Annotated in this window: 13 protein-coding genes; 6 read left to right on the top strand and 7 right to left on the bottom strand. The window is 27.9% G+C overall.

Going from position 1 to position 12903, the window contains the following annotated elements; genetic code table 11:
- Nucleotides 1-54 precede the first annotated feature (54 nt).
- Both Q0K19_RS09585 and Q0K19_RS09580 read left to right on the top strand, forming a co-directional pair.
- Complete coding sequence (locus tag Q0K19_RS09585; RefSeq protein WP_297247569.1) at nt 55-1170, top strand: sialidase family protein; 1116 nt, start codon at nt 55-57, stop codon at nt 1168-1170.
- Nucleotides 1171-1241: 71 nt separating this feature from the next.
- Nucleotides 1242-1676 (top strand): hypothetical protein, encoded by a 435-nt coding sequence (locus Q0K19_RS09580; RefSeq protein ID WP_297247568.1) that lies wholly within the window; start codon nt 1242-1244, stop codon nt 1674-1676.
- A 43-nt stretch (nt 1677-1719) separates the two neighbouring features.
- On the opposite strand, the gene Q0K19_RS09575 is transcribed toward Q0K19_RS09580, so the two are convergent.
- The 4 genes from Q0K19_RS09575 to Q0K19_RS09560 all read right to left on the bottom strand — a co-directional run bounded on the left by Q0K19_RS09575 (nt 1720) and on the right by Q0K19_RS09560 (nt 5377).
- Entirely contained in the window at nt 1720-2445 is a 726-nt protein-coding gene (locus Q0K19_RS09575) for a transaldolase (protein WP_297247567.1), read from the bottom strand.
- Between the two features lie 16 nt (nt 2446-2461).
- Nucleotides 2462-3823: a PTS ascorbate transporter subunit IIC gene (locus tag Q0K19_RS09570; RefSeq protein WP_297247566.1), complete on the bottom strand. Its 1362-nt coding sequence runs from the start codon at nt 3821-3823 to the stop codon at nt 2462-2464.
- A 73-nt stretch (nt 3824-3896) separates the two neighbouring features.
- Nucleotides 3897-4232, bottom strand: a complete 336-nt coding sequence (locus tag Q0K19_RS09565) for a PTS sugar transporter subunit IIB (protein WP_297247565.1) — start codon at nt 4230-4232, stop codon at nt 3897-3899.
- Between the two features lie 77 nt (nt 4233-4309).
- Nucleotides 4310-5377, bottom strand: a complete 1068-nt coding sequence (locus tag Q0K19_RS09560; RefSeq protein ID WP_297247564.1) for a M20/M25/M40 family metallo-hydrolase — start codon at nt 5375-5377, stop codon at nt 4310-4312.
- Nucleotides 5378-5770: 393 nt separating this feature from the next.
- Here Q0K19_RS09560 and Q0K19_RS09555 point away from each other — a divergent pair, with 393 nt between their 5' ends.
- From Q0K19_RS09555 to Q0K19_RS09540, 4 genes are all read left to right on the top strand, one after another.
- The gene (locus Q0K19_RS09555; protein ID WP_297247563.1) at nt 5771-7423 is read left to right on the top strand and encodes an NAD(P)/FAD-dependent oxidoreductase; all 1653 of its coding nucleotides are present in this window, start codon (nt 5771-5773) and stop codon (nt 7421-7423) included.
- Between the two features lie 108 nt (nt 7424-7531).
- Nucleotides 7532-8032 carry a DUF2147 domain-containing protein gene (locus tag Q0K19_RS09550; RefSeq protein WP_297247562.1) on the top strand — a complete coding sequence of 167 codons (501 nt, stop codon included), beginning with the start codon at nt 7532-7534 and terminating at the stop codon, nt 8030-8032.
- 315 nt (nt 8033-8347) lie between these two features.
- The gene (locus tag Q0K19_RS09545; protein WP_297247561.1) at nt 8348-8962 is read left to right on the top strand and encodes a hypothetical protein; all 615 of its coding nucleotides are present in this window, start codon (nt 8348-8350) and stop codon (nt 8960-8962) included.
- Between the two features lie 240 nt (nt 8963-9202).
- Nucleotides 9203-9712 (top strand): DUF2147 domain-containing protein, encoded by a 510-nt coding sequence (locus Q0K19_RS09540; protein WP_297247560.1) that lies wholly within the window; start codon nt 9203-9205, stop codon nt 9710-9712.
- A gap of 65 nt (nt 9713-9777) precedes the next feature.
- Here Q0K19_RS09540 and Q0K19_RS09535 read toward each other — a convergent pair whose 3' ends face one another.
- The 3 genes from Q0K19_RS09535 to Q0K19_RS09525 all read right to left on the bottom strand — a co-directional run bounded on the left by Q0K19_RS09535 (nt 9778) and on the right by Q0K19_RS09525 (nt 12776).
- Entirely contained in the window at nt 9778-10704 is a 927-nt protein-coding gene (locus Q0K19_RS09535) for a DMT family transporter (protein ID WP_297247559.1), read from the bottom strand.
- 67 nt (nt 10705-10771) lie between these two features.
- A complete protein-coding gene (locus tag Q0K19_RS09530; RefSeq protein WP_297247558.1) occupies nt 10772-11917 on the bottom strand; it encodes an MFS transporter in 1146 nt (381 codons plus the stop codon).
- Nucleotides 11918-12005: 88 nt separating this feature from the next.
- On the bottom strand, nt 12006-12776 hold the full coding sequence (locus tag Q0K19_RS09525; protein WP_297247557.1) for an HAD-IIA family hydrolase: 771 nt from the start codon (nt 12774-12776) through the stop codon (nt 12006-12008).
- Nucleotides 12777-12903 lie beyond the last annotated feature (127 nt).

Below are 12903 nucleotides of genomic sequence, written 5' to 3'. Positions count from 1 at the left end.
TATATGCAGGCTTTTTTATACCGAAAATTATTTTATAAAAAATAAGGCTTTTTTATGAAAATTAATATTTTAAATGAGAACGTTATATTTGAAAATAAAAATTTATATTCAGCTTTTCCTAGCATTATTAAACTTGATAATAATAGATGTATGGTAAGTTTCAGAATAGCTCCAAAAATAAAGAAGCATTATTCTCATCTGCATTCATTAAGTAAAGCAATGCTTGCAATTGTTAATATAAATAAAAATAGAGTAGAGAAAGTATTTGAATTTGGTGAATATGATGAAGCGGCAAAACAAGATGCACAGCTTTTTAGAATAGATGAAAAAACTATAATGGCATATTATTTCAGATATACTTTTCACCCTATGAATGAAAAAGAATTATTTAAAGATTATACATTTATAGAATATGATAACACAATAGCACTTTTAAGCGGAATAGGAGTAGTCATAAGCTATGATAATGGAAAAACTTTTTCAAAACCTTATGTTATAGAAGCTAATAATATGAAGCATTTTGCCGTTAGAGGAAGTATATGCAAAATCAATGATGAAATGCTTCTTCCTATATATGCTTATAAAAAAAATATTAATAAAAATAACTGCAAATATCAATGTCATATAATATCCTCTAAAGATTTAATTAATTGGAAGTTAAAAAGTTTTTTATGCGAAACAGAGTTTAAAAAGATAAACGGAAAAAAATCAAGAATAGAATATGTTGAACCTTCTTTGCTTAATTATAAAAATAATATAATAGCATTTATAAGAACTCATATAAATAATGAATACGGACTTACTTCTATAAGCTATTCTAATGATAAAGGCAAAACTTTTTCAAAACCTGTATTTACAGATATTAAAGGATATCCTCTTAATCCTCTTATTTTAAGTGATGGAAAATTGCTTCTTACTTATGGTTATAGATTAAAACCTTATGGAGTGAGGGCTATTGTTTTTGATGATGCAGATGATATATTCAATATAGATAAAATTAATTATAAGGCAAATAATGAAGAAATTATAATAGATTCTGATATGAAAAGCACAGACTGCGGTTATCCTTGGTGTGTTGAAAATAATGGTATAATATCATGCGTATATTATGGTTATAAAGATAAAAATAAAATTAGAAAAATATATATAAAAAGGTTTACATTAATTTAAAAGTATTGTATAAAGTAAATATAACTATATAATAATAAGTATTAATAGCGATTTTACAGGAGGTATTATTTATGGATGATAAAGATATTATGGATCCTAATGTTTATCAAATAAAGGAAAATGATTGGAAAGTAGAAGAAAGCGGAAACATTATCACTTATAAACTTCTAGCATACAAATTATCATCTTGGAGCGAGGATACATATTTAGTTGTTAAAGTTAATAAAGAAAATAATAGTAAAGAAATTATAATAGATTGGAACAGTAAAGATTTTGTATTTGCTGAGCATAAAGCATTTTTCAGATTCGATGATGATTTGCCTGATAATTTGGATTGTAAAGCTAGTGAGAATAAATTAAGTTCTATAGTTTTGAAACCTGATTATGTTTATGATAATCTTCTTGATTGTAATATGCTTATAATAAGGGCTTCACTTGAAAAAAGTAAAACTACTAGAATGTTTGATGTTTCAAAGTTTAAAGATATAATAAAAAAGCATGGATAAAATTATAATTATCCATGCTTCTTAGTTTTATTTTATATAAAAATTATTCAAATACAGAAAATCCTAAATCTTTAGTAGCTTGTACAAACATTTTTACAGTATCTAGTGATATGTCTTCAAGTTTAGAACCGATTTTATATAGTTTATCTATCATATCAGCAGAACATGTTATGATATCTACGCCGCAATCTCTTGCTTGAAATGCATTATATACTTCTCTAGGAGAAGCCCATAAAATTTCTATATTATTATGTTTTTTTGCTAATGATACAGCTTCTTTCATTATAGGCATAGGATCTACACCTGAATCAGCTATTCTTCCTGCAAAAATTGATATAATATTTTGTGTATCTTTCGAAAAATTATCTACAACTTTTTTTACTTGATCTATTGTAAATACAGCAGTTACATTTATATTAACATTTTTATCAGATAATTTTTTTATAAGCTCTGATGTGTATTCTCCTTTAGAATTTGTAATAGGTATTTTTACACATACATTTTTTCCCCAACTTGATATTTCTAGAGCTTCTTTTTCCATATCTTCTATATTGTCAGAAAATATTTCAAAAGATATTGATTTATCTTTTATAAAAGATAAAAGAGTTTGAGAAAATTCTTTATAACTTTTTACTCCGTCTCTTTTCATTATAGATGGATTTGAAGTAAAGCCTTTTATAAAAGGACTTTCATATTGTTTTTTCATTGTATTTATATCTGCTCCATCAGCAAATATTTTTATTTGGCTAGCTAATTCTTCAAATTTCATTTAATACTCCTTAAAATTAATTGTTGTTAATAACATTTCCTTTAGTTTTTATGAAATTAGGTATTATTAAAATTATAGCCAATACAGCAGCTATAACATATACCCCTATTTCACCAGCACTACTTCCTATTTTACCTATTATTATACCTAATAAAGCAAAATCGGCATCTCCAAAAGTTGTGTTTGCAAATCCTAAATTTCCTAATACAGGTAGTAATAAAGCAGGTAAGAAAGATATTATAAGTCCATTTATAAAAGAACCTATTATACATCCTCTAATTCCGCCTTTTTTACTTCCATATACACCAGCTGTACCGCCGCAGAAGAAATGAGGTACTAAACCTGGAATAATTAAAACCCAGCCTATAGCTCCCATTATGAATAATGATATAACACCTGCTATAAAACTGCTTATAAATCCTATAACTACTGCATTTTGAGCAAATGTAAAGAATACAGCACAGTCTACAGCTGGTACAGAATCTTTAATTATTTTTTCAGATATTCCTTGGAAAGCAGGAACCAAATCTCTAACAATCATTCTAACTCCGCTATATACTATATTTACACCTATTGCAAATTGTAAAGCTGACATTATTGCAAATACTATAGGATTCATTCCATTTGATAATGTACTTGAAAATTCCATTCCAGCAGCAATAGTAGGAACCAAATAAAATATTAACATTATTATAGCAGTTGATATTGTAGTGTCTCTCAAGAATCCCAAATATTCTGGTATTTTTATATCTTCTGTACTATTGTTTTTATTTCCAATTTTATCAGCTATAAATCCTGATATATAATATCCGATACTGCCAAAGTGTCCCATTGCTATTTCTCCGTTATCGGTTACTTCATTTGTTATTTTTTGACCTATAGCAGGAGATAAAGCACTCCAAGCGCCTAAAAAGAATCCGCCTAATAATACTAATGGTGTTCCTTTAAATCCTATAGCACTTAAAACAGCAGAGAATAAACATGCCATAAAAAAGCTGTGGTGTCCTGTTAAGAATATGTATTTGTATTTAGTTATTCTTGCTATTATTATATTAAATACATATCCTAAAACTAATATTAACATAGTAGACATACCTAATGACTGTTGTGCTACAGCTACAACGGCTTCATTATTTGGAACAACACCTTTTATCTTAAATCCGGCTTCTATTAATTTACTTAGAGGATCTAAATTTGTAACGATTATTGCTGATCCTGCACTCATCATTATATATCCTAATATAGGTCCTAATGTACCTTGCATTATTAAGTGACCTGGTTTTTTTAAAGCCACTAATCCTATAAATGAAATAAGCCCCAATATTAACGCTGGTTGTATAATAATATCTTTTATGATACTTAAAATATTTTCTAACATGATTTTATCCTTTATTATTTATTTAATTAATTATTGTTACCGATAAACTATCAAAATATTATAAATAAAGCTATTATTTTCTTAAATTATTTATAGCTTCTAGTAGATTTGTTTCTTTTAAGTCGCTTTTTTTATGATAGTTTTTTACAGTGATAATTTGTGATTTATCAACATTTAACTGAGAAGTAAATTCTTCAACAGAAACATATAAATCAGCATTTGTTTGTTTTGCACTGCTGAAATCTTTTGCTTCAACATTTACATTTTCAATTCCTGATTCTTCACAAAGTTTTTTAATATTTTGTGCAAGCATTAAACTGCTGCCTAAACCATTACCACAAATAGTTATGATATTGATTTCTTTGACTTGGGGTTTATTATTGTCAGACTTTTTACCAAAAATACCCATAATATTTTCTCCTAAAGTGAATTTTTAAAAAAAATTATATTTTATAATAAAATAAAGTCAATATATTATTTAATATATTAAAATTCTTTAATTTTTTCTTTGTTTAAAGTCTTTATCAATGCTTTTGCTATTTCTACAGAATCAATTATATCATCATAGGAACAATAGCAGTAATGACTATGTGCATATCTTGTTGCAACACCCAATACCACGCTTGGAGAACCTAAATTAGTTTTATGATAAACAGCTCCATTAGTAGAACCTTTTTCACGAACTATAACCTGATGAGCCAAATTATTTTTTTTAGCTATTTCTATTGTGTATTTATTTAATCTAGGATTTGTTATCATACCGCCGTCAATTACTCTAAGCTGAGAACCTCTTCCTATAGCACCATGAGCTCTATCTCCATAGTAGAAAGTATCATCTGCAGGGGAGCCTTCAAAAACTATAACTAAATCAGGCTTTACTTTATTAGCAGCAACGGCAGCACCTCTAGTACCAACTTCTTCCTGAGCTGTCATCATTCCTACTAAGTTAACATCTAATTTTTCATCTTTTAAAGCTTTTAAAGTTTCTATTACACATAAAGCACCAACTCTGTTATCTATAGCTTTTGCACATATACTTTTAGTTCTGTCATCATATCTAAAATCAACATCAGGTACAATAGGATCTCCTATTTGTATGCCGAATACTTCTTCAGTTTCTTTTTTGCTTCTAGTGCCTACATCAATATACATATCTTGTAGGGTAGGAAGACGTCTTTTATCTTCATCTGTCATGAAATGAGGAGGTTTTGAGCCTATTACTCCTTTAACATATTCACCTGAAGAAGATTTTATTACAACAGAATTTGAAACTATATTTGGTATATGCCATCCTCCCAAAGGTATAAAAGATATTGTACCATTATCATTTATATGTTCTGCCATAAATCCTATTTCATCTATATGACAATCTAATGCTACTATAGGTTTAGAACTATCTATTTTTTGAAGCCCTAAATATAAATTATTGATTGAATCTCTTTCATTGTCTATAAATGAAGTATTCTTTTTTATAATTTCTATAACATCATCTTCAAAACCTGAAGGTCCGAATGCATTAGTTAAATCTTTCATTAAATTTAAAACATCATTCATAAAAAGTCCTTATATAAAATTAAATTTTAATTGCAAATATAATAAATCATTTGAATAAAATATCAATTATTAAAGTATAAATATTAATTCTTTGGAGTTTTTTTATTAATAGTAATACATTTTAAATCACATTAAATATATGTTTTATATGCTTATCATTATAATATTATAAATTAATTTTTTTATTGAATGTAATTATAATGTAAAAATATTTATAATTACACTACATTTTCTACAAATATTTAAAAAAATTGTAAATTTTCTTAAAAAGTGGACTATATATACGCATTTTTTATAAAAAACGCTTGTATTTATATTGGTATTTGTTATATTATAGATATAAGTAAAAACAAATAAAAACGCTTATAACTAGAAATAAAAACAATTATTAAAATGATAAAGGAGTATATAAATATGACTAACAATAACAAATACGATATAGTAATAATAGGTTCAGGATTAGGAGGATTAACTTCAGGAGCTTATTTAGCAAAAAAAGGAAAGAAAGTTTTAGTTTTAGAAAGCCACAATATAGTTGGAGGATGTGCTACAGTATATAAAAGAAAAAATGTTAAGTTTGAAGTAGGTCTTCATGAAATGGATATGGCTAAAAAGAGCAGAGACGGAAAATATCCTATATTAAAACAATTAGGTATTTATGACAGAGTTGATTTTGTTAAATTACCTCAAACTTGGAGAATAAAAACAGAGTCTACAGATTTAGTTATACCTGAAGGCTATCAGAATGTTATGAATACATTAGAAAAAGAATTCCCAGAGGAGAAAGGCGGTATAAGAAAATATTTCGGAGGACTTTCAAGAATTATGTACATGATAAGAAGACTTCCTTATGACTTGAAGTTTTTTGATTTCCTATTTTATCCTATAACAACATTCCCAATGAATTTATACCATTTATTTACACAAAAGAAACTTGGAAATGTTTTGGATTCAATCATAAAAAGTGATAAGTTAAAAAGGATATTAAATATTAATATAACTTACTATCATGATAATCCTTATGAATTTACTTGGTATTATCATGCTTGTGCTCAAGGCGGATACTATAATCAAGCTTGTTTTATCAAAGGCGGAAGTCAAAACTTATCAAATGCTTTAGCTGATATAATAAGAGAAAACGGCGGAGAGGTGAGAGTTTCTTCAGAAGTTAAGAAAATAAATGTAAAAGGAAATATTGCTGAAGGTGTTACTTACTTTGACAAAAGAGCAAAAGAGGAAGTTACAGTGAATGCTGATTATGTAATAGCTAATGCTGCACCTAAAGTTGTATATGATGAGCTTCTTCCAAAAGGATATGAGGATAAGAGAATAAATAAACTTAAAAACTCTGTATCATTATACACAGTTTACATAATATTTAAGAAGAAATTTACAGAGCTTTATCCTAACAATGCATACTCTACTTTTATAAGTACAGAAAAAATGTTGAATACTCCATTTAAAGAAGATGCTAAAGGACAAAGAAACATACCGGTAGAAGATAGAAACTTCGTATTTGTTGATTATTCTACAATAGACAGCGGACTTGTAGAAGAAGGCGATAAACGTTCATTTGCTGTATTGACAGGGCCTTCATATTTAGATGAGTGGAAAGATTTAAGCGATGAAGATTATAAAGCTAAAAAGAAGGAATTAGCAGAAAAATTGATAGACAGAGCAGAACAGCATTATCCAGGATTCAGAGATAATATTGAGTATTATGAAGTTGCTACACCAAAAACAATAAAGAGATATATTAAAACTCCAGAGGGTACAGCTTATGGATTCGTTCAAGATGGTTATTTGAAAAAGAGCCGTTCTGTGAGAGTATCTCCTACAGTTAAGAATTTACATTTTGCTAGTGCTTGGGGATTTCCCGGCGGAGGATTTACAGGTGCTATAATGAGCGGGTATTTAGCAGCAAGAAATATATTGTTCCCTATAAAACCTTATATAGTATTGAGAATACTTCTTTGTGCTGCTTTCGGAACTGCTGTGGGCACTGCTCATCATTGGATTCCTGCTTTGATGAACTTGTTTAAGTAATAAATGAATCTTCACAGTCTTATTTAATATTGATTATGGTAAGACTGTGAATTTTGAAAACATATTATAAAAAATGAAAACATATAAACATAGAAAGGAGAAATATAAATGAAAAATAAAATCATAACAATACTAATTTTTACAATGATATCAAGCATAATGGCTTTCGCACAAAATGCTGATGATATAGTTGGATTATGGTACAGTCAGGCTGATGCTAAAAATAGAGTTTCTGTAGTTCAAATTTATAAAGAGAATAATAAATACTATGCCTATTCATTTGCCTATCAGAATTCTACTGATACTGTGAATGATGTTAATAATCCTAAAGCAGAATTAAGAAACTTGCCTTTAAAAGGACTTGTATATTTATATGATTTAGAGTTTTCAAAAGGCGAATGGAAAGGCGGTAAAATATATAATCCAGAGCAGGGCAAAACATATAATGCCAAAGCAAGCCTTTCAGATAATAAACAAGAGTTAAAAATAAAAGCTACTATAGACGGAGCCGGACTTTTTGGTAAAACTCTTACTTGGAAGAAAGTGCCTAGCAATGAAGTTTCTAAATATACACCATTAAATAAAAGTGAATTAAGAAAACTTAATTAAAAGACTCAATTAAAAATATATTAAGTCAGTGTATAGTAACTACTGTACACTGACAGAAAGAATGCAGAAGGAATATAGAAGAAATTATAAAGTTTACTGAATAAAAAATAGGAGAATATTATGAAAAAAATATTAGCAATAATACTCATTACAATTATAAATATACCGTTATTAGCACAAGAAGATGTAAAGCCTATTTAACTGACAAGTCTGATGAAGGTTGGTATTTTTCAAACCACTTCTTAGGAAGATGGAATCATTTTGGGGGCTTTATACCAAGGACAATTATTCTATAAAAAAGCTTTATTTAGGGAGATGAATAATTTTTTCTTTGCTGATTCTTATGTACTTGCTGGAATAGAACAGGAATTAAGCAGTTTTTCAAGAACTTCAGCTTATGTTGAATTTCAGCCTTTAATAGCATTGAAAATGTTATTTAAGTTCACTTATGAGGCAGGACTTGCTGATCCTGGAAGACCTGTTTTAGTTGATGGTAATACCAAAGAATTCAATCATGCACTTCCTCCATTTACTGGACTTAATCCTATGAATAAAAAACCGCAGTATGTGGGAGGCAATACAATATATGTTCAGTTTGCTCCTACACTTACAATGGGAGGACCTGCAGGACCGGGTTTGATAGCTTTAATATATACTCCTTATATAAATTATGTTAGAGCCTTTGGTGTAGACAAAAATGAATATGTTTATTTAGCAAGAGAATCCATAGTTGTAAAAGCTGAAGATGTATATTTCAATCATGATATAAAATTGGGATACAGCATGAAAGAATGGGGTATGGCTTTTGCTATCAATACAACAATAGAACATATGCTTTCTTCTGTTAAGGATTTATACAGAGTAGGCTTATTTGCTGCTTACTCTTATAAAAAGGCTTTAAATAGTGTGCCTAGTCTTTTCCATTCGTAAGTACTAAGATAGGTACTTGGCTCATTGAAAAGCATGCACAATATAAATTTGTTATACAGTTAGATGCTGGTATAGAGTGGAAATTTCATTAATACATACATTTAATTACTGAATATTATAAAACTTGCAAAGATTCACATTTCTTTGTAAGTTTTATAAAATAATTGTTATAAATATTTTACTAAAAGTTAAAACTTATGTTTTATAATACAAATAGTATTTGATAAATTAAGGTAAATCATGAAGGAAAAATTTTTGTTTGTTTCAGCATTACTAATGCTTTCAGTATTAGCTTTAAATGCTCAAAACGTTAAAGCTAATGATGTAGTTGGATTATGGTATGCTGAAAAAGATTCTCTTGGAAGAATACCTGTAGTAGAAATTTATGAAGAAAATGGAAGATATTACGGATATTCTTTTGCTTATAAAGAACCATATAATGGACCTGATAGTTTAGATGAAAAAAATCCGGATCCTGAACTTAGAAAACTTCCATTAAAAGGTTTAGTTTATATCATGGGATTAGTTTTCGACAAAAAAGAATGGAATGGCGGAAAAATATATAATCCCTATGACGGAAAAACTTATAACAGCAAAATGTCAATAGATAAAGAAGGCAAACTTGTTTTAAGAGGCTCTATTGATAAAGCAGGACTTCTTGGTAAATCTATGAAATGGACTAGAGTTCCTGATTCTGAAAAATCAAGATTTACACCTCTTAAAAAATCTGAATTAAGAAAATTTAATTAATATTTCATAAATTGTATAAACTATTTTTTATAACAGTATGGGAAGCTTTAATTAGTTTCCCTTTTTTATTTTCTATTTTTTATTTTATCTGTTATTTTATCGCCTATGCTGCTGTATATTATACCTATAAGTATTAATATTCCTCCTAATACTTGAGATAATAATAATTTTTCATTTAGAAGTATAACAGCCTCTAAAGATGAAAAGAAAGGAACAGAATCATATATTATAGCTCCTTTTATAGCACCTATTTTAGCAATAGCTATATTCCAAAATATAAATCCTAATGCTGAAGGAAAAACACCTACATATAAAAGTATTAATCCTGTTTGCATATTTAAAGCATGAGCATTATTAGAAATATATAAATATAGCATTGCGGCCATTAATGGTATAAATCCTATGATAACCATAAGATAAAAGAAAATATGATGAGGCATTTCTTTAGGTTTTATTCTTAGAATTAAAGTATATATTGAAAATATTATAACAGCTATTAGCATATAAAAGTCGCCTATAGCAAATTGCAGTTTCATTAGAACTTCTATGCTTCCTTTAGTGATTAAAATAATAACTCCTATTATTACAGCCAATAATCCTATTTTCTGATATATAGTTAATTTTGTTTTCCATACAACTCTGCTTATTAACGCTATTACTATAGGTGATAAAGTGGCAAGCAAAGACATATTTGTAGCATTACTTGTATGTGCTGCCATATATACAAATGTATTAAACAGAGTAACACTAAGTATTGACAGTATTATAACTTGTATCCATATTCCTTTTATGTACTTAATAGTTTCTAATAGTTTTTTTATACAGAATGGAGTTAATACCAAAAAAGTAACTAACCATCTGTAAAAAGAAATCTCTATTGGTGTTAAGTTTACAAGAAATCTAGCAGCTACAAAATTACCGCTCCATATAATAACTGCTAATATTGCGAATACATAACCTACATTATTATTTGATTTACTATTTTCTGACATAAAAAAATCCGTAAAAATTTAATGCAAATATACTATTATAAATTTTATTTTTTGCAATTATTTTTTATTATTTTGTTATATTTTCATATTTATTTCCAATATAATAAATAATTGAAATTACTGCAGATAATAAAGAAATTACAGTAAGTACAATGTATGCTATATTTATGGAGTACATATCTATTAATTTACCAGTGATTATAGGGAATATAAAAATACCGAAAGAATATGTAGATTGGAAAAATCCCATTGCAGATGATTTCTTATCTGTATCTATTTCTTTTATTGATTCGCTTGTTAATAAAGAGGCTAGTATTCCTGAAGAAAAACCTCCGAAACTTTGAGAGGCTATTATAACATATACATTATCGCTTAATATAACAGTAACACAATATAGAGCCATTATAACAAAAAATATTGGTATATAGTTTTTTATATTGTTTTCATTTTTTATTCTGCTTGGTGCAAAAGCTCCCAATATAGCAAAGAACATACCTGTTATTGACGCCATACCTACGTTTTGATCACTTCCGCCAAGTTCTTTTATTCTATTTAAAGTGAATGATACAATAGCTGCCATCTGTATTCCCTGCATTACTATAGCAAGCACTGAAAATATTATTAATCTTTTATTTTTTATAACAGATAATAATCCTTTTATTGATAATTTTTTACTGCTTTTTCTATCTTGAAGAAAAATACCCAATATAAAAACTAATGCTCCTGAAATGGCACTTACATAAAGAAGAAATTTCATTCCAAATTTATTATAAGAGAAAGCCGCTATTAAAAAAGCTAAAAACATACCCGATACACTTGCCACTAAAGATTTGCTTGTAGCTTTATATTCTTGGCTTTTATCAAAATAAGATGCATATAAAACCATGAATACTGTCCAAATTGAAGCTGATATTCCGCATAAAATTCCACCAATTAAAAATCCTAAACTATTTAAATTAAACAGTCTTATAACAGCTCCAATAAAAGTAAGAAGTCCTGCCAACAATATAAATATTTTACATCTGCCTACATAATCATTAAGAAGTCCGAATGGAAATTTTAAAAACACTTGTGCACCGCCGTAAACACCTATGATAATTCCTATCATAGATGTACTTATATTGATAGATGATAAATAAGGAACTTGATATGGTATATAAACGTATAATGAAAGCCATAAAAGAGTCATTATAATAAACAATAAATTAGACATAAAATTATCCCCAATTTTTTATTAAATAAAAATAAAGCCGTCTAATAAAATTAAACAGCTTTATATTAAATATATTAAATAATAAAAATTATAATTTTTCTATATCTATTTCTGCAACAGAATTAAATATATAATTTGGTCTGTATGGAAACTCTTCCATTAATGCTTTTGTAGTAACTCCTGAAAGTACTAAAGCTGTTTTCATACCGGCACCAAGTCCACCTAATATATCCGTATCCATTCTATCGCCAACCATCAATGTATTTTCACTATGTGCATTAATTTGATTTTTAGCAATGGACATCATAATAGGATTAGGTTTACCTACAATATAAGGTTTTTTACCTGTGGCTGTTTCTATTGCAGCAAGTATAGGGCCTACTGCAGGTATTAATTCACCATTAGGAGCAGGATCTACTATATCCGGATTGCATCCTATGAATTTTGCACCTTTATTAATGAGATGCACTGCCTTTTGAAGCATATCAAAATTAAAAGCATTAGTTTTACCAACTACTACATAATCAGGATTAACATCATTTATACTATATCCCACATTGTATAATTCGCTTACAAGTCCGCCTGTTCCTATTACATAAGCAGTACCGTTTGCAAGCTGTCTTTGTAGGAATATAGCTGTTGCCTGTGCTGCTGTGAAAAAATGTTTTTCATCTAATCCGTTTACACCCAATGACTCTAATTTTCTTTTTAAATCTCTAGGAGTTTGTTCTGCATTATTTGTTAAAAATAGAAAAGGTACATTTTTATACAATAACATTTTTATGAAATCTTCTGCACCTTCTATTAAATTATTGCCTCTGTATATAACTCCGTCCATATCTGATATTATACTAATCATTTATTACCTCTATTATTTATAAAAATTGTTCGCTCAAAGCCTCTGCCAAGTAAACTTGCCAGAGGCTCACAATTTTTATTTAATTATTTATAAAAATTGTTCTTTAGTTTTGTATGCCTTCGGCAAT

Origin of the sequence: uncultured Brachyspira sp. (assembly GCF_944393015.1) — a bacterium.
Lineage (GTDB): Bacteria > Spirochaetota > Brachyspiria > Brachyspirales > Brachyspiraceae > Brachyspira.
Note: the sequence above shows the minus strand (reverse complement) of the source record. Positions and strands in the feature narration are given on the sequence as shown.